At 66.2% G+C, this 18356-nt stretch carries 15 protein-coding genes; 6 read left to right on the top strand and 9 right to left on the bottom strand.

All coding sequences use genetic code 11. The features are described from left to right. Positions 1-12: 12 nt before the first annotated feature. Both QTH90_RS12745 and QTH90_RS12740 read right to left on the bottom strand, forming a co-directional pair. On the bottom strand, positions 13-1203 hold the full coding sequence (locus QTH90_RS12745) for an alpha/beta hydrolase family protein (RefSeq protein ID WP_286664912.1): 1191 nt from the start codon (positions 1201-1203) through the stop codon (positions 13-15). Between the two features lie 18 nt (positions 1204-1221). Then, complete coding sequence (locus QTH90_RS12740) at positions 1222-2607, bottom strand: aminopeptidase P N-terminal domain-containing protein (RefSeq protein WP_286664911.1); 1386 nt, start codon at positions 2605-2607, stop codon at positions 1222-1224. Between the two features lie 185 nt (positions 2608-2792). Between QTH90_RS12740 and QTH90_RS12735 the strand changes: the two genes are divergently transcribed. Then, entirely contained in the window at positions 2793-4820 is a 2028-nt protein-coding gene (locus QTH90_RS12735; protein ID WP_286664910.1) for a hypothetical protein, read from the top strand. 36 nt (positions 4821-4856) lie between these two features. Here the strand turns inward: QTH90_RS12735 and QTH90_RS12730 are convergent, their stop codons facing one another. After that, positions 4857-5561: a nucleotidyltransferase family protein gene (locus tag QTH90_RS12730; protein WP_286665410.1), complete on the bottom strand. Its 705-nt coding sequence runs from the start codon at positions 5559-5561 to the stop codon at positions 4857-4859. 11 nt (positions 5562-5572) lie between these two features. Continuing rightward, positions 5573-5962: an adenosylmethionine decarboxylase gene (speD, locus tag QTH90_RS12725; RefSeq protein ID WP_286664909.1), complete on the bottom strand. Its 390-nt coding sequence runs from the start codon at positions 5960-5962 to the stop codon at positions 5573-5575. Between the two features lie 100 nt (positions 5963-6062). On the opposite strand from speD, the gene tkt reads away from it, so the two are divergent. After that, the gene (gene tkt, locus QTH90_RS12720) at positions 6063-8114 is read left to right on the top strand and encodes a transketolase (RefSeq protein WP_286664908.1); all 2052 of its coding nucleotides are present in this window, start codon (positions 6063-6065) and stop codon (positions 8112-8114) included. 42 nt (positions 8115-8156) lie between these two features. After that, positions 8157-9158 carry a type I glyceraldehyde-3-phosphate dehydrogenase gene (gap, locus tag QTH90_RS12715; RefSeq protein WP_028249889.1) on the top strand — a complete coding sequence of 334 codons (1002 nt, stop codon included), beginning with the start codon at positions 8157-8159 and terminating at the stop codon, positions 9156-9158. Positions 9159-9237: 79 nt separating this feature from the next. On the opposite strand, the gene QTH90_RS12710 is transcribed toward gap, so the two are convergent. The 4 genes from QTH90_RS12710 to QTH90_RS12695 all read right to left on the bottom strand — a co-directional run bounded on the left by QTH90_RS12710 (position 9238) and on the right by QTH90_RS12695 (position 12212). Beyond that, entirely contained in the window at positions 9238-10497 is a 1260-nt protein-coding gene (locus QTH90_RS12710; RefSeq protein ID WP_286664907.1) for a type II toxin-antitoxin system HipA family toxin, read from the bottom strand. Further along, complete coding sequence (locus QTH90_RS12705; RefSeq protein WP_286664906.1) at positions 10497-10772, bottom strand: helix-turn-helix domain-containing protein; 276 nt, start codon at positions 10770-10772, stop codon at positions 10497-10499. Before QTH90_RS12705 ends, QTH90_RS12710 begins: the two co-directional genes overlap by 1 nt. 88 nt (positions 10773-10860) lie before the next feature. Beyond that, positions 10861-11169 (bottom strand): putative quinol monooxygenase, encoded by a 309-nt coding sequence (locus tag QTH90_RS12700; protein ID WP_286664905.1) that lies wholly within the window; start codon positions 11167-11169, stop codon positions 10861-10863. Positions 11170-11258: 89 nt separating this feature from the next. Beyond that, positions 11259-12212, bottom strand: a complete 954-nt coding sequence (locus QTH90_RS12695) for an MBL fold metallo-hydrolase (RefSeq protein WP_286664904.1) — start codon at positions 12210-12212, stop codon at positions 11259-11261. A gap of 110 nt (positions 12213-12322) precedes the next feature. On the opposite strand from QTH90_RS12695, the gene QTH90_RS12690 reads away from it, so the two are divergent. From QTH90_RS12690 to QTH90_RS12680, 3 genes are read left to right on the top strand one after another with little or no spacing between them, the layout of a single operon-like run. Then, positions 12323-12925, top strand: coding sequence for a restriction endonuclease subunit S (locus QTH90_RS12690; RefSeq protein ID WP_286664903.1), 603 nt, complete (start codon positions 12323-12325; stop codon positions 12923-12925). A gap of 45 nt (positions 12926-12970) precedes the next feature. After that, a complete protein-coding gene (locus tag QTH90_RS12685) occupies positions 12971-14482 on the top strand; it encodes a type I restriction-modification system subunit M (protein ID WP_286664902.1) in 1512 nt (503 codons plus the stop codon). A 30-nt stretch (positions 14483-14512) separates the two neighbouring features. After that, positions 14513-17818 (top strand): type I restriction endonuclease subunit R, encoded by a 3306-nt coding sequence (locus QTH90_RS12680; protein WP_286664901.1) that lies wholly within the window; start codon positions 14513-14515, stop codon positions 17816-17818. Between the two features lie 13 nt (positions 17819-17831). On the opposite strand, the gene QTH90_RS12675 is transcribed toward QTH90_RS12680, so the two are convergent. Continuing rightward, positions 17832-18257 (bottom strand): VOC family protein, encoded by a 426-nt coding sequence (locus tag QTH90_RS12675; RefSeq protein ID WP_286664900.1) that lies wholly within the window; start codon positions 18255-18257, stop codon positions 17832-17834. Positions 18258-18356 lie beyond the last annotated feature (99 nt).

The following is an 18356-nucleotide window of genomic DNA, read 5'->3' as shown; positions in this document are numbered from 1 at the left end:
GCTGCGTGCGGGTCACTTCATGTGCTGGTCGATGAAGTTCATGGCGGCTTCGCCATCGAAGTCATGGCGGCCGACGAACTCCTTGAACTCGAAGCGCTCCGGAATGCCCAGCCGGTCATAAAGCCTGGCAATTTCCGGCGCGGCCTTGCGCGCACCCTCGATGGGAAAGAGCTGATCCTGGCTCCCGGATTCGATCAGCAACGGCCGGGGCGCCACCAGCGCCGCGACCGACGGGTCGCGCCACAGCGTCAGCGAGTCGGGGAACCGCCAGTCCAGGAAGCCGAAGGGTTCGCTGTGGTCCAGCACCGCTTCGCGATCGTTGAAATACGCGGCCACCGCAGCCACGCGGATGCGCGGATCGATGGCCGTGGTGTAGAGCGTGTAGAAGCCGCCGTAGGACTGGCCCATCATCGCCACGCGCTGCGGATCGATGTCGGGCCGCTTCAGCAGCACGTCCAGCGCCTTGACGGTCTTGGCGATCTCGATGGCAGGGAGCGAGGTTCCGGCCTCCCAGGCGCGCACGGTCAGGCGGTCCCTGAAGCCGTCGCCCTCCTTGCCGTAGTGCACGTAGGTGGGCAGCCAGACCGCATAGCCATGCCGCAGCGCGTCCCACGCCAGGTCGCGGTGGCTCTTCATGACGGTCTGCAACTTGTCGTCGGGCGTGGGCGACGGCATGCCGCCGCGGCCGTGCGCCGAGATCACCAGGGGCAGCTTCTGGTCGGGCTTGGCGCTCTTCGGACGCAGGTAGAGGCCTGTGGCAAACACGCCGGGAAGCACCGGGATCTTCAGCTCCCGGTAGGTCGCGAACTCGTCCTCCCCGACGACGGTTTCGACGACCGGCTGCGTCGGCGCGGCGTCAAATCCTGGCGGCGGGTAGCGCAGGCTCTGGCGGAGCCGCTCGCGCACGGCTTCGGCGGAGCGGGCGAACGCTTCCTTGCCCGAAAAATCCAGCGCAGGCGACGCAGCGACCTCGGGCACCGCGGCGCGCAGCCCCCGCAGGTAGGCCAGGATTTCCTCGCCCTGGTCGATGTGGCGGTCGATCACGGCCTGCCGCTGCACGCTCAGCGTCGGCGAACCGAGCCTTTGCGCCGCCATGTCGTAGACCCGGCCGGAGGCGATCCACGCGAAATCGTAGAAGGGCCTCGCGAAGTACGACCAGACCAGCAGGACCAGGACAACAAGTAGCCAGGAGCGTTTGCGCATGGGAAGTGGGCTGGGGGCTCAGTTCCGCATCAGCGCTTCGATCTCGTCGGCGTCGACCGGCACGCCGCGCGAAATCAGTTCGCAGCCGCTTTCGGTGACGATGGCGTCGTCCTCGATGCGGATGCCGATGTTGTGGAACTGCTCGGGCACGCCTTCGCCCGGACGCACGTAGATGCCCGGCTCGATGGTCAGCACCATGCCCGGATGCAGGATGCGGCTGGGCCGGTTCTTGATCAGCTCGTTGGAGAGCGGATCCCTGCGCTCGCTCACTTCGCCCACTTGCGTCGGCTCGACGTAGCTGCCGCAGTCGTGAACGTCCATGCCCAGCCAGTGACCGGTGCGATGCATATAGAAAGGGAAGTAGGCGCGCTTCTCGATCACGTCCTCCACGCTGCCCACCTTGTTCGCGTCGAGCAGGCCCAGGTCGAGCATGCCCTGCGACAACACCTTGACCGTCGCTTCGTGCGGATCGTTGAAGCGGTTCCCTGCGCGGGTGGCCGCGACAGCGGCCTCCTGGCTCGCGAGAACCAGGTCATAGAGCGCACGCTGCGGTCCGGTGAACTTGCCGTTGGCCGGAAAGGTCCGCGTGATGTCGCTGGCGTAGCCGTCGAGTTCGCAGCCGGCGTCGATCAGCACCAGCTCGCCGTCGCGCACCGGCGCGGTGTCGGCTCGGTAGTGCAGCACGCAGGCGTTGGCGCCGGCCGCCACGATCGAGCCGTAGGCCGGGTACTGCGAGCCGCCCAGGCGGAATTCGTGCAGCAGCTCGGCGTCGAGGTGGAACTCGCGCACGTCCTTGCCCTCGCGCAGCATGCGCGCCGACAGCTGCATCGCGCGGATGTGGGCGCGGGCGCTGATCTGCGCGGCGCGGCGCATCACGTCCTGCTCGTGGGCGTCCTTCACGAGCCGCATCTCGTCGAGCGGGCCGCAGAGGTCGCGCTGCTCCTCGGGGCACAGCGCGCCGTAGCGCACCCGCGCGCGCACGGCCGACAGCCAGCCGTCCACCCGCGTCTCCAGTCCCTTGTGCGTCGCGAAGGGATACCAGACCACGGACTTGTTCTCGAGCAGCCGCGGAAGGCGGGTGTCGAGTTCGTCGATCGAATAGGCCTCGTCCACCCCCAACGCCGCCGGCGCCGCCTCGGGGCCGAGGCGGTAGCCGTCCCAGATCTCGCGCTCCAGGTCCTTCGGTGCGCAGAACAGGGTGGAGCGGCCATCGCCCGACACGACCAGCCAAGCATTGGGCTCCGTGAAGCCGGTCAGGTAATAGAAATAGCTGTCGTGGCGGTACAGGAAGTCGCTGTCCCGGTTGCGCTGGCGTTCGGGAGCGGTCGGAATGATGGCGATGCCGTCCGAGCCTAAATAAGTAGAAAGATGTAATCGACGGGGGGCTTGATGATTTGCGGTCATAACGTCACTATCCGATACCTTTGTAATTGATTCCTAGGGAGCACAAAAACACAAGGAAAAGATTTGCAAGATGGTTTGCGCTGTAGGACCCATCCCACGTAAAAACCCACAACTTGTTATTTTGGAGGTGTTTTTTGTTGAAAGTTCTACATAAGAGCGCGATTTTGCTTGCGGTTGGCGCAAGTGTGCTCTCAGCGTGCGGCGGTGGTGGTGGCGGCGGCGGCGGTGCACTGGGTGCCGATCCAGCCGCGGCGGCGGCTGCACTGGCCGCGGCAGGCGGTACGACAGGCGCTGCAACAGGGGACACCTCGGGTGGCACAGTGGCCGGCAGCGGCGGCGGCGGCAGCAGCCCCAGCGTGACGGGGCCGGGCTCGAACAGTCCTACCCCCACGACCCCGGACATCGTCGACAACGGCCAGAACGTCGAGGCGGCCGCCTACCGCGATATGGCGAAGAAGTTGAGCCAGGCGGCGGGCATCGACTACCGCTACGGCCCCAGCGCCGGCGCGTATGCCGTCGGCAACAGCGGTTTGCCGACTCTGGCTGCGCGGGATGCCCGCACGCCGCTCGGTTCGCCCGCTCCCTCCTATGCCTTCTACTGGCAGGTGGGCGGTCCGCCGTCCGCCACGTCGGGCAATTACTCGACCAACCAGGCGAACATGCTGTTCGTGGCCGACAACCGGGCGGAGCGCATCGGCGTGGCCGACTTCCAGGTGTCGGGCTACATGTTCAACACCTTCGCCCAGTTGCCCCAGCTGAGCTGGACGCGCAACGCGCTCCCCGGCGGCGGCATGGACAGTGCCAACGCGATCAACTACAGGGACCAGCTCCTGGTCAGCAACGATCCCATCGCCGTGGGCCGCTGCTCGGGCCGCTCCGGCTTCTGCGCGCAGAGCCTGGTGGCCTACCAGAACGGCGTGATCGCCACGTCCGGCAGCAACACCGCAGGCAATCCCGCCTCGGTCAAGCTGCCGGCCAACAAGGTGCCGACCGCGATCGCGATGACCAACCTGAGCGAATTCGCGCTGGTCACGGTGTGGGACACGACGGCCATGAAGGGCCAGGTCGCGGTGATCGCGCTGGCTGGCCTGTGCGATGGCTGCGACGCCTACAGCAACGGCACCAACGGCAAGCGCGCCTACTACAAGTGGTGGAACGAATGGATGGCGACCTATCCGGGCCTGCCGAACATGGGCGACATCGCCTTCATGAAGATCCTCGGCTACATCGATCTGCCGGGTGTCACGGCGCCGACCGAAATCGCAGTGACCACGGGCCTGGATCAGTTCCAGACCATGGTGAGCGGCGACTTCGTTGGCTATGGCAGCACGCCGCTGACGAGCAACTGGCAGAACTTCACGGGCTCGGGCCCGCACGCCAGCCGCTACGCCAAGGGCGGCATGGCCGTCGTGATCTCCAAGTCGGAGCAGAAGGCCTCCTTCATCGACCTGCGGCCGCTGTTCAACTTCGTCAACGGCGTCTACTTCAGCGCCAACGTGACGCAGACGAGCAACCTGGGCCAAGCGGACAGCCAGTGGCCGTACACCTTCGCCAACACGCCGTCGCAGATGCCGACGGTGGTGAAGACGGTGTCGCTGCCGGCCAAGCCGACCGCGGTGAAGACGACGGTGTTCGGCAGCCCGCAACGCGCCTGGATCGCGACGCAGGACGGCACGCTGCACATCTACAGCATCGACGGCTTCGCGCCGGGCGGCACGGCCTCGGCGGCTCCGTCGGCGAACGTCATTGCCGAAGTGGGCACGGTGACAGGCATCGGCCGCAACCCGACGTCGCTGGGCACCTCCAAGGGTGAGCCCAACAGCAGCATCGAACCGCTCAACCAGCAGGTCCTGGTGAACTCGCGCGGCGACCGCAAGGTCTCGTGGGTACGCTTTGCGGCCAACGGCAACAGCGGCACGATCGTGCGCACCCTGCAGGACACGCGCATGATCGACCCGATCGCCGTGGAAGACGCGGACAACTACTCGAACCCGGGTTACCTGACCAGCGTGATCGACTACACGGGCAAGGCCGTGCGCAACTATCGCTACGGACCGGTGATCTTCGGCACCGACGGTGGTTCGTGCCCCAAGCCCAACGGCTGCGGACTCAACCCGACCACCTTCAACGGCACCACGTACAACATCGAGTACGGCGGCGCGATGGATGTGCCGGGAACGCCGTTCCAGATCAGCACGACGAACGTGCCCTGACCTGGGCGCACAGCGCCAAGACCGAAACGGCCCGCCCTACGCGGGCCGTTTTTTTTCGTTCAGCTCGCGCAGGCGTTCGGGCGTTCCGACATCCGCCCACCGACCCGTGTACATCGCGGCGCTGACGCGGCCCGCATCCATGGCGAGCCGCAGCAGCGGCGCCAATGCGGCCTTCACGCCCTGGGCATTGCCGGGCTCGATGGTGCAGAAAGGCGGGGCGAACAATTCGGCGCGATAGAGCGCGATGGTCGAGAAGGTGTACTTCTGCGCAGCGTCGTTCAATGCGGACCCGTCGGCGCCGATGCCGAAGTCGCCCTTCGGGTTGTGCGCCGGATTCGGCACCAGCCAGAGATGCGCCAGACGCCCGCTCGCCGCGAAGCGATCGACCGCGTCCTGCGTGAACACGAAGTCCGGCGCGAACACGTCGCCCGCCACGACCCAGAACATGTCGCCCAGAAGCGGCAGCGCGCGGACGATGCCGCCCGCCGTTTCGAGTGCGCCGCCGAAGTCGCGACCCTCATGCGAATAGGCCAGCGTCGCGCCCTGATGCCGCGAGCCGAAGCGCTCCGGAATCTGCTCGCCCAGCCATGCCGTGTTGACCACCAGTTCGGTGAAGCCGCCCGAGGCCAGCGCCTCCATCGGCCATTGCATCAGTGCCTTGCCCTGCACGTCGAGCAGCGGCTTGGGGGTCGCGTCCGTCAACGGCCGCATGCGTTCGCCGCGTCCCGCGGCCAGGATCATTGCCTTGATGCTCACGCTGCCTCGGCCCTGATCGCGCCGCGCTGCAGCGTGTGCCGTTCCACGTGGCGGGGCATGAACAGCGCCTCCAGCGCGTCCATCACCGCCCTGGCCTGGGCCGAATGGTCTCCGCCGAAGTTGCAGACATAGACGTCGAGCGTCACGCCGCCCTGCTCGGGCCAGGTGTGCACGCACAGATGCGACTCGGCCAGCAACACCGTGGCGGTCACGCCGCCCGGCCCTGCCGTGGTTGCGGGGAAGGCGTGAGCAAGCTTGCCGACCACCAGCAGGCCCGCCGCTTCCGCCGCTTCAGCGCAGGCCGCGCCAAGCGCTGGCGCATCCACCAGCCACTGCGCGGCACAGCGGCAATCGTGGAGATCGGCGGTGAGGTGAAGGCCATGCATGGGCGGCACTCTAGCAGCCCCTTTGCGCCCATTTCGGGGGCTGCCCACCACGGCCGCTAAAATGCCGGGTTCCCCCTAACTTGCTCCCAGGAAGCCACAGATGGCCAACCAAGCCTTGATGGCCAACGCGATTCGCGCGTTGGCAATGGATGCCGTTCAACTCGCAAACTCGGGGCATCCGGGCGCACCGATGGGGATGGCCGACATGGCTGTCGCACTGTGGGGCGAGCATCTCAAGCACAACCCCGCCAACCCGCAATGGTTCGACCGCGACCGCTTCGTGCTGTCGAACGGCCACGCCTCGATGCTCATCTACTCGGTGCTGCATCTCACGGGCTACGCGCTGCCCATCGAAGAACTCAAGCACTTCCGCCAGCTGCACAGCAAGACGGCAGGTCACCCCGAGACCGGCATCACGCCCGGCGTCGAAACCACCACCGGCCCGCTCGGCCAGGGCATCACCAACGCGGTTGGCTTCGCGCTCGCTGAAAAGCTGCTGGCCTCCGAGTTCAACCGCAAGGGCCACGACATCGTCGACCATCACACCTACGCCTTCCTCGGCGATGGCTGCCTGATGGAAGGCATCAGCCACGAAGCCGCCGCCCTCGCCGGCGCCTGGAAGCTCGGCAAGCTGATCGCGCTGTACGACGACAACGGCATTTCCATCGACGGCCCGGTCAAGCCCTGGTTCATCGACAACACCGAAGAACGCTTCAAGGCCTACGGCTGGCACGTGATCGGCCCGATCGACGGCCACGACGTCAAGGACGTGTCCAAGGCCATCGAAAAGGCGAAGAAGCACGGCGACCAGCCCACGCTCATCATCTGCAAGACGCAGATCGGCAAGGGCAGCCCGAACCGCGCCAACACCGCCAAGGCCCACGGCGAGCCGCTCGGCGCCGACGAGATCGGACTCACCCGCAGCGCATTGCAGTGGACCCATGCGCCCTTCGAGCTGCCGCCGGCCGTGTACGAGGAATGGGACGCCAAGGCCGCCGGCGCCAAGGCCGAATCCGCGTGGAACGACAAGTTCGCTGCGTACACGCAAGCCTTCCCGGACCTCGCAGCGGAATTCACCCGCCGCATGAAGGGCGAGCTGCCGAAGAACTTCCACCAGACCGCCTTCGACACCGTGGTCGCCGCCCACACCAAGGGTGAGACCGTGGCTTCGCGCAAGGCTTCGCAGCTGGCACTCGAAGCCTTCACGGCGGCATTGCCCGAACTGCTCGGCGGCAGCGCCGACCTGACCGGCTCCAACCTCACCAACACCAAGAGCACGCCGAGCCTGCGCTTCGACAACCACGGCAACGTGGTTCGCAGCGAAGGCAACGAGCAGTTCCCGGACGGCCTGCCGGGCCGTCACATCAACTACGGCGTGCGCGAGTTCGGCATGGCGGCCATCATGAACGGCGTGGCGCTGCATGGCGGCTACATCCCCTACGGCGGCACCTTCCTGACCTTCAGCGACTACAGCCGCAACGCCATCCGCATGGCCGCGCTGATGAAGCAGCGGGTGATCCACGTCTTCACGCACGATTCGATCGGCCTCGGCGAAGACGGCCCGACGCACCAGTCGATCGAGCACGCCGCGTCGCTGCGCCTGATTCCGAACCTCGACGTCTGGCGTCCCGGCGACACGGCCGAAACCGCCGTGGCCTGGGCCGTCGCGCTGCAGAACACCAGCCGCCCGACCGCGCTGCTGCTGTCGCGCCAGAACCTGCCCTACTCGCCCAAGAAGGACCTGAGCGACATCAGCAAGGGCGCCTACGTGCTGTCCGAGCCCGAAGCCGTCGGCCTGAAGAACAAGAACGTCAAGGCCGTCATCATCGCGACCGGTTCCGAAGTGCAGCTCGCGCTCAAGGCGCAGGAGCTGCTGGCCGCGAAGAAGATCGCGGTGCGCGTCGTCTCCATGCCTTCCACCACCACCTTCGACCGCCAGGACGTGGCCTACAAGAAGAGCGTGCTGCCCAAGGGAACGCCACGCATCGCGGTTGAAATGGGCGCCACCGACGGCTGGTGGAAGTACGGCGTCGCGGCCGTCGTCGGCATCGACACCTACGGCGAGTCGGCGCCCGCAGGCGTCCTGTTCAAGCATTTCGGATTCACGGCAGAGAACGTCGCTGCCACGGTCGAAGCGGCGCTCAAGCGCTGAAGTCGATCGCACCCAGTTTTCAACCATCCAGGAGCAAATGACATGGCTATCAAACTCGGCATCAACGGCTTCGGTCGCATCGGTCGCAACGTGCTTCGCGCGGCGGTGCAGAACTTCAAGAACGACATCGAGATCGTTGCCATCAACGACCTGCTCGAGCCTGAATACCTGGCCTACATGCTGCAGTACGACTCGGTTCACGGCCGCTTCCAGGGCGAAGTCAACGTCGAAGGCAACACCCTCATCGTCAATGGCAAGAAGATCCGCCTCACGCAGGAGCGCGACCCCGCGCAACTGAAGTGGAGCGACGTCGGCGCGGACATCGTTCTCGAATCCACCGGCCTCTTCCTGACCAAGGAAACGGCGCAGAAGCACATCGACGCCGGCGCGAAGAAGGTCATCCTCTCCGCTCCCAGCAAGGACGACACCCCCATGTTCGTCTACGGCGTGAACGACAAGAAGTACGCCGGCGAAGCCATCATCAGCAACGCGAGCTGCACCACCAACTGCCTCGCGCCGCTGGCCAAGGTGCTGAACGACAAGTGGGGCATCAAGCGCGGCCTGATGACCACCGTGCACGCTGCCACCGCCACGCAGAAGACCGTCGACGGCCCGAGCAACAAGGACTGGCGCGGCGGCCGCGGCATCCTGGAAAACATCATCCCGTCGAGCACCGGTGCCGCCAAGGCCGTGGGCGTGGTCATCCCCGAGCTGAACAAGAAGCTCACGGGCATGAGCTTCCGCGTGCCGACCTCCGACGTGTCGGTGGTCGACCTGACGGTGGAACTGGTCAAGGAAGCCACCTACGCCGAGATCTGCGCCGAAATGAAGGCACAGAGCGAAGGCGCGCTCAAGGGCGTGCTCGGCTACACCGAGGACAAGGTGGTGGCCACCGACTTCCGCGGCGACCCGCGCACCTCCATCTTCGACGCCGAAGCCGGCATCGCGCTGGACGGCACCTTCATCAAGCTGGTGAGCTGGTATGACAACGAGTGGGGCTACTCGAACAAGTGCCTGGAGATGGTTCGCGTGATCGCGAAGTAAGCATCCTTCGATGCACTCGAAAAAAACGCGCCTTCGGGCGCGTTTTTTATGTCGGCTCCAGAGAAAGCAGCGCCTCGCGTCAACTGGCCTGAAGAAGCCGGCTCGATATCTGGCGCGTGGTCGACACCACAAACTGCTCCAGTCTTCTGGCCAGCGTTCTGGCGCCCGGCGACAAGTCAGGCGAAATGGACGCTACAGCATCGCCGATCGCGCCCGGCATCTTGCCGGCCAGTTCTTCGGCGATGCCGAGCACGAAGGCGGGGCGCATCCCGAGTGTTTCGGCCAGCGCCACCGCATGCGCCCGGGATATCGCACCGGGCATCGTCTCCCCGCCGATGGAAAAGGCGAACTGCGGTGACAACGCCGGATAGATCCGCGTGCACATCAGGTCGTAGAACGGCGTGAGCTTCATCCCTGTGCCCGGCACGCGGTACAGCGACAGGTTCTTCGCATGGCTGTCGTTGTTGCCCGAGTAGAGGTTGAAGAAGATCCACGCGACGAAGTTCTTCAGGTCGACCGCGGGCTGCGTGCTGTACTGGCGAATCAGTTCCGCGCAACGTCCGGCACCCGGGCCGCCCTCGACTTCGTACTTCTTCTCCGACACCGTGCCGGCCAGTTGGCAGAGGTCGTACTGCAACAGTCGGCCCAGCGTGCCGTCGGCCCGCTCAATGCGATCGAAGCGCTTGACGACGCACGCCTGCGTGTTCGGCTCATAGAACACATCTGCGGTCGGTAGACCGCACATCGCGGCCGCGCGCATCGTCGCTGCCTCGTTCGCTGCCGAGTGCCACACCTTGGCAAGGCGGCGGATGTCGGGCTTGAGGATGTGCGTTGAAGGCGACGTGCCTCGGGGAAGCCGCGGAATGCCATCCTCGAACAAGGCGAGTGACGCCTTGTCCTGAGCCCCCGCCAGGGAAATGCGCGCATGGTGCCCCTTGATATCGATGGCGGAGGCCGACTTGCTTGCAAGAACGCCGGCCAGCGCCTGCCAGCTCGTCGCCTCGTAGGACGGCGGTTCTGGACGCTCGCCGGCCGGCAGGATGACGAACGCCCCGGCAGTGTCTCCTGCCACCTCGTAGAGCAGCGAGAACAGCGTCGATGCCTTCTTCTGTTGCGCAAGGTAGTCGCGCAGTTCGCCCTCGGGCAACAGGTTTTCCAGGAATGCCTGGACAGCCGCCGAGGACTGGCGGCCGGGCGCCAGAGGAATGGCCGCCACGGGCAGCGGCTCGGCGCGGGCCAGCCACTCGGCCGTGTACTCGAATTCGAGCGGAGCACTGTCGTGGACGGAAGCCACGCGGTCCTCGCCATGGAAGAGGTCGAGGCGGTCGGGCCGCGACATCACATGCCTCCCGAGTCACGGGGCCGCACGACGACCTCCAGTCCCAGCAGGCCGAGGACATCCAGCGCCTTTTGGAGCTGGACCGTCGGTTTGCCGCCTTCGAGTTCGACGATGAAGCGGTTGCCCGTGTTGCCGAGTCCGGCAATGTCGAGCTGCTTGAGTTGGAGCGCGCGGCGGCGTTGCCGGATCAGTTGGCCCAACTCTGCGGTCGAACGGACGACTGTGCCCGTCTTGGGAAAATTACCGTTCGGTAAATTCGACTCCAAGTCAGCCATGAAAACCTCATGAAGTTACCTTTCGGTAATTTTGAGGGCAAAGGGGGTGATGTGTCAATAAAAATTACCGCTCGGTAATGACAAGTTGTCACACCGGCTCGAGCACATGAATCAGCCGGCTCTCCGTCCAGTCCTTCACCTTCGCGCCATAGGCCGCCATGTGCGGCGCGGCCGCATGCGCCTGCAGGTCGGCCAGCGTCTCCCACTTCTCGACCACCACGAAGGTGTCCGCGCCGAAGGAGCCGCGCGAGGCCGGCATGCCGGCGGCGTCGATGGTCGCGGTGTATTCGATGCAGCCTTTCTCGGCGAGCACTGCCGGCCGGTTGGCGCGGTAGGCCTCGAGGATCAGCTCGCGTTGACCCGGCTTGGCGGTGATGACGGCGACGACGTGAATCATGTGCAGATGCTCCTGTGGTTGGACCGCCGAATTTACGGGGAAGGCGCGCCGTGCGCTGTCGCGTCGGAGGCGCGCCATGCACCGTGGCCTCAGGCCCGCATGTAGGCCGGCTGCGCCCGATACCACCCGCGGTCGGGCATCTGGTGCCAATGGTGAAGGCTCATGCCGTTCGTCACGAAGCTGACGACGCCGCGCTGCTCCAGCGCCCTGGTCACGGCGCGACTGGGGTGTTGCCCCGAAAGGCTCATCGAGATGAAGGCCGATTTCGTCGGGTCGTCGTCCCCGCGCACGCCGCTCGGCCCGACGATGCGGTCCAGAACCTCCGCTGACAGATGGTCCGCGCAGCCGCCGTTGGGCAGTTGCAGGAGACGGAGGTTGGCGGGCAGGTCAAGGCCGAGTTGCTCGGCAAAGCTCGCGGCCGCGTCGAGCGCGCGGATGCCGGCCCGGCCGGTCAACAGCACGCCGCGCCCCTCGAACTCGGCGTAGAGCACGGAGCTCGATTCGTTCTCGGCCGAGGTGGTCGCATCGGCCCTCAGTTGCGATCGGGTCCATCGGCCCAGCCTTGCCGCAAGGCCGGAGCGCGGCGCGGCGCCTGACTGGCCGAATTCCGGGATCAGGTGATCCACGTACCAGTCGCGTTGCGGCGCCAGCACCATGAAGGGCCCGATCCCTGCGCCGGCAAAGGGCTCGCGCACGGGGATGCGCTTCGAGTCGGCGAGCTGCTTCAGGGCGCGCGCCGCGGGCAGTTCCGTGCGCAGGCCGGCCGCGTAGGCCCATGGCCGCTGCATCCAGAGTTCGCCCACCTTCAACTTTCGCAAGACCACGGCCAGGCCGGCCACGTGGTCGCCGGCCGGGTGCGAACTCACGACGTAGTCCACGCGCGAGGTCATGTACTGCCTTTCGATGTGAGCGACGAGGCGCTCGCCCGAAACCGCCGTGCCGCCGTCGTAGACCAGCACCTTGTATTGATCCGGCGTGCCCCATCGGACGCATGCGGCTGCGCCGCCTGCCCTGACGGGCAGCAGATCGACTTCGTATCCCATTCGCAAAAACTCCCTGAACGCTTTTTATTGCATCACATGCGTTGATGCATTAGATTGCTGAATTCAGTTTAGCGAGTACTCGCCAACATTGGCAAGACGGTATCTGCATCATGACGATTCATGCATTTAGGGTCGCGTTGGGCGAGGTTGTCGGCATCAAGGCTGGTTATCCCTTCCGGGGCTCGATCGAAAAGCTGCCCGACGGGCCCGTGCGTGCCGTCCAGATGAAGGACATCGACCCGGTCGAAGGCGTCAACTGGAACACGGTCACGCCCACCCGGCTCGCCGGCCGTGGCCAGGCCGATTGGCTGGTGGCCGACGACCTGCTGTTCGTCTCGCGCGGGACGCGCTTCTACGCGACTTGCCTCGATGCGCCGCCCGGGCCCGCCGTCTGCGGCCCGCATCTCTTCCACCTGCGCGTGAAGCCCGGCAGCCACCTCGTCGCCGCTTTCCTGGCCTGGCAGATCAACCAGCCGCCCTTCCAGCGCGAACTGCGGCGCTCGGCCGAAGGCTCCAGCCAGCTGAGCGTGCGGCGCCCTGTGCTGGAAGGCCTGTCCATCGGCGTCCCGTCATGGGACGACCAGCAGCGCATCGTCGAACTGGCCCGCCTCGCGCGGCGGGAGAGGCAGTTGCACCAGCAGATGATCCGGAATCGCGAGCGGCTCTTCGAATCGATCGCCGAATCGCTGGTGAGCGCCGAGGGCAGCGCCTGACGGAAACGAAGAACACAACAACAGAAGCGACACAGGGAGAAAACCATGATCCAAGCCACCATCGGCCAGGACAGCATCAACGCCGCCGTCTGGGCCGCCTGCGACACCTTCCGCGGCACCGTCGATCCGGGCGTCTACAAGGACTACGTCCTCGCCATGCTCTTCCTGAAGTACGTGTCCGACCACTGGCAGGACCACCACGACGCCTACCGGAAGCAATACGCCAACGAGCCCGGCCTCGTCGAGGAGTTGCTGAAGGCCGAGCGCTTCGTGCTGCCGCCCGGCGCCAGCTTTCGCGCGCTGCACGCCGCGCGTTTCGAGCCCGGCAACGGCGAGCGCATCGACCGCGCCTTGCAGGCCATCGAGGAAGCCAACATGGCCAAGCTGCGCGACGTGTTCCAGGACATCGCCTTCAACGCCAACAAGCTCGGCGACGAACAGCAGAAGAACGACATCCTGCGGCACCTGCTCGAAGCCTTCGCCAAGCCCGAGCTGGACCTCAGCCCGAGCCGCATGGGCACGCCCGAGGTCATCGGCGACGCCTACGAACACCTCATCAAGAGCTTTGCCGCCAGCAGCGGCAAGAGGGCCGGCGAGTTCTACACGCCGCCCGAGATCTCCGAACTCATGGCCCGCCTGATGGACCCGCAGGAGGGCGAGGAAATCTGCGACCCGGCCTGCGGCTCCGGATCGCTGCTGCTCCAGTGCGGCCGCCTCATACGCAGCCGCACCGGCGCGCGCCGCTACGCGCTCTACGGGCAGGAAGCCATCGGCAGCACCTGGGCGCTCGCGAAGATGAACATGTTCCTGCACGGCGAGGACAACCATCGCATCGAGTGGGGCGACACCCTCCGCAATCCCAAGCTGCTGGAGGGCGACACCCGATTGCGCCGCTTCGACGTCGTGATCGCGAATCCGCCCTTCAGCCTGGAGAAGTGGGGCCACGAAAGCGCCGAGAGCGACCGCTTCGGCCGCTTCCGGCGCGGCGTGCCGCCGCGCACCAAGGGAGATTTCGCCTTCATCCTGCACATGGTCGAGACGCTGAAGCCGGAGACCGGCCGCATGGCCGTGGTCGCGCCGCACGGAATCCTGTTCCGGGGCGGCGCGGAAGGCGCCATCCGCCAGAAACTCATCGACGAAAACCTGCTCGACGCCGTGATCGGCGTGCCCGAAAAGCTCTTCTACGGAACCGGCATCCCGGCCGTCGTGCTGGTGTTTCGCAAGAACAAGGCGGACGACAAGGCTCTCTTCATCGATGCCAGCCGCGACTTCCAGCCCGGCAAGAACCAGAACACGCTGCGCAGGGCCGACCTCGAACGGATCCTCGAAACCTGCACGGCGCGGCAACCCGTGGAGCGGTACGCCAGCCTCGTCACGCTCGCCGAGATCGCGAACCAGGGCTACAACCTGAACATCGGTCGCTATGTCGACGCCACGCGCGTCGCGCAGGACATCGACATGGCGGAGGTCCGGCGGGAGCGCATCGCGATCCGGGAGGAGTGGGCGGGGATCGAGGAACAGATGGCCGGCTACCTGAAGGAGCTCGGCTATGAGTGACGTCATTGGTCGGCGCTCACGCAGGGGCGCATGGAGATGAATACCGCACCGCCCTGTCCGGCGTCGATCTCTGCGCTGCGTCTGCTCTGCAACCTGGGCTGGCGTTATCTCAGCACCCCGGCGTGCCTCGAACTCAGAGGCGGGAGAACCCACGAACTCATCCTCCGGCCCCGGCTCGTCGAGTACCTGCAGACGCGCCGCTTCGACTACAAGGGCACGCCGTATCCGCTGTCCGCCAGCGCGATCGAGCAGATCCTGCGCGAACTCGCCGCCATCGGCCTGGGCGATGGATTGCTGGCCGCCAACGAGCGCCTCTACGCGAAGCTCGCCTTCGGCATCACCGTCACCGAATTCATGCCTGACGGCAAACGCCACCAGCCGACCATCGCCCTCATCGACTGGACCGACACCGCCGCGAACCGCTTCGATGTGACCGAGGCGCTGTGCGTGCTCTCCAGCCAGGGCACGCACCATCGCGCGCCGGACATCGTGGGCTACGTCAACGGCATGCCGCTCGTGGTGATCGAGGCCACGCCGCCGGACAGCCTGCGCAGCGACAGCGATGCGACGGTGCGCGAGGGCATCCGCCGGCACCTGCGCAACCAGCGGGATGACGAGGTGCCGCATCTTTTCGTCTATGCGCAGCTGCTGCTGGCCATCGGCGGGACCGAAGGCCGCTATGCCACCACGCGCACGCCGGCCGAGTTCTGGGCGCAGTGGAACAGGGAAGAGGAATTCGACGACGCGCACCTGCATGCCCTGAAGAACACGCCGCTTCCCGCCGGGACGCATGCGGCGCTCTTTGAAGGCAAGCCTGCCGACCTGCGCGAGCGCTTCGAGCTGCTGTGGGCGTTGCCCGCGTCGCCCCATGCGCAGGACCGTCTGCTCGCGGGACTGCTCACGCCGTCACGCCTGCTGGAACTGCTTCGCGGTTTCGTGCTGTTCGACCGCAAGGCCGGAAAGATCGTCGCGCGCCACGCGCAGTTCTTCGCCGTGCGCGCATTGCTGAAGCGCCTCGCCCTGCTGCGGCCCGATGGTTCGCGCGAGGGTGGCGTGGTCTGGCACACGGCTGGCTCGGGCAAGAGCTTCACGATGGTGTTTCTCACCAAGGCCCTGCTGCTGGACGATGCCCTCAGTGAATGCCGCGTGGTGGTGGTCACCGACCGGCTGGACCTGGAGCGCCAGCTGGCCCGCAACTTCATGACCGGCGGTGCCTTCGGCTCGTCGATCGCCACGCAGAAGGAAGGCGAACGCAGCAAGGCCGTGACGGGCCGAGATCTCGCGCGTCGCATCGGTCGGGGCACCGAGCGGATCACCTTCGCACTGGTGCAGAAGTTCCACACGGCGTCGCGCCTGCCGGAGTGCCGCAACGATTCGCCCAACGTCATCGTGCTCGTGGACGAGGGCCACCGCAGCCATGGGGGCGAGATGCACGAGCGCATGAAGAAGGCGCTGCCACACGCCGCCTACGTGGCCTTCACCGGCACACCGCTGTTGAAAAAGGAGAAGACGGCGGGCAGGTTCGGCCCGATCGTGCACACCTACACGCTGCAGCGTGCGGTGGATGACGGCATCGTGGCGCCACTGCTCTACGAGGAGCGCATGCCCGGACTGACCGTCGATGCGGCAGCGGCGGACCGCTGGTTCGACAGGATCACCGCCGGCCTTCCCGACACGCAACGCATCGATCTCAAGAAGAAGTACGCAAGCCGCGTGGCCGTGCATGGCGCCGCCCGGCGCATCGAGTTGATCGCCTGGGACATCGCCACGCATTTCAGCGAGAGCATCCGGAAGATCACGCCGGGACTCAAGGGCCAGATCGCGACGGCCAGCAAGCGCGATGCGATCCGCTACAAGAAGGCGCTGGACGCCACGGGGCTGGTCACCAGCGCGGTCGTGATCTCGCCGCCGGACGCGCCGGAGGGCCACGCAAGCGCGGGGGAAACGGATGACGAGTCGATTTCCGAGGTCCAGGCCTGGTGGATGAAGAACATGCGCTCCCATGGCCGCGATGCCTCGCTCTACGAACGACAGGTGCTGCACGCCTTCGCTTCGGACGGCGATCCCGACCTGCTCATCGTGGTCGACCGGCTGCTCACGGGTTTCGACGAACCGCGCAACACCGTGCTCTACATCGACAAGCCGCTCGAAGGCCATACCCTGATCCAGGCCGTCGCCCGCGTGAACCGCCTGCACCACGCCAAGCGCCATGGACTGCTGGTCGACTACCGCGGCATCCTCAGGCAACTGGACACGGCGGTTCGCGCCTACCAGGACCTGGAGACGCGCACGCAGGGCGGCTTCGACGTGGCCGACCTCGCCGGCCTCTATGCGCCGATCGGCACCGAGTACGGGCGACTGCCGGCGCTGCATCGGGCGATGTGGTCGTGCTTCGCGGGCGTGGCCGATCTCGACGACCCCGAGCAATTGCGCCAGGCGCTGAGCCCGCGCTTCGCGAGCGACGGCCGCATCGAATACGACGACCGGCAGAAGCTGCGCGATGACTTCTCCGCTGCGCTCACGGCTTTCGGCACGTGCCTGCAGACCGCGTTGTCATCGCGCGGCTTCTTCGACGACGGTGCAGTCTCCGAAACGCTGATCGCACGCTACAAGCAGGATCTGCGTCTGCTCGGCGATGTGCGCCGGACCGCGCGGCGCGACGCCATGGAAACAGTCGTGCCCGGCCAGTACGAGACGCAGCTTCGAGAGCTGGTCGACCAGCAGGTGATCGGCACCGAGGTGCGGGAGCCGGGCGGCAGCTACCTGGTTCACCAGCCGGCCGGCGCGGAGAGCACCGAAGCGTGGTCTGACGCGAAGACGCGCAGCGAGGCGGCCTTGCTCAGGACCCGTCTGCGCAAGACCATCGAGTTGGAGCTGGTCGGTGATCCCTACGCGCAGAACGCGTTTTCCGCGCTGCTGAAGAAAGCCGTCGAGGAGGCCGAGGCGATGTTCGACGTCCCGCGCAAGCAGTACGCCCTTCTCCGCGAACTCGAGCATCGCGTGGAAGCCCACGCTGCGCCCGGCATGCCGGACGAACTCGCCGCCCATCCGCAAGCGCGGGCGTACTTCGGTGCGATCCTGATGGCGCTGGGCGACGAGGCCGTGGAATCGCTCGATGCGATGCAGCGCAAGAGCCTGGTCGATGATGCGCTGGCCATCAGCGAGGTGGTTCAACTCGCGAAGGCCGAGCACTCGCTGAACCCGCAGAGCATCGAAGCAGCCATCCGGAGGGATCTGCTGCCCCGGCTTTATGGCCCCCTGGGGCTGGACAAGGCCCGCGAGGTGATCGGCCATGTGTGGCGGATCACGCAGACCGGGTTGAGCCCAAAGGCGTGAGCCGCAAGCCCGCTCAGCTCTTCACCAGCACCATCCACGACACGCCGAAGCGATCCGCCACCATGCCGAAGGCCGGCGAGAAGAAGGTCTTGGCCAATGGCATCTGCACCTGACCGCCCTCGCCCAGCGCGGCGAACAGCCGGTTGGCTTCGGCTTCGTTCTCTGCCAGCAGCGAAAGCGAAAAACCCTGGAACACGGGCTTGCCGGTGTTGCGGCCATCGGAGGCCATGAGCGTCGTGCCGCCGACGGTGAAGCTCGCGTGCATCACCTTGTCACCGGGGATCGGCGTGCCATCGGTGGCGCATCCCTCGCCGGCCTGGGGCTCGGGGTTCTCCTTGAAGCGCATCAGCATCGTGACTTCGGCGCCCACGGCCTTGCGATAGAACTCGAGGGCCTCTTCGCAGCGGCCGTCGAAGAAGAGATAGGACTGGACTTCCATGAGGTGCTCCTTGCAGGTGGTGAGGGGAACGGGATGGGGTTCCTTCGGATGCTCGAATGAAGGAAGATGTGTCACGTTGTGTACAACGTCCACAAGACA

The sequence above is a fragment of the Variovorax flavidus genome, assembly GCF_030317145.1.
In the GTDB taxonomy this organism is placed as follows: Bacteria; Pseudomonadota; Gammaproteobacteria; order Burkholderiales; family Burkholderiaceae_C; genus Variovorax; species Variovorax flavidus.
This window is presented reverse-complemented; position numbering and strand designations above follow the sequence as displayed.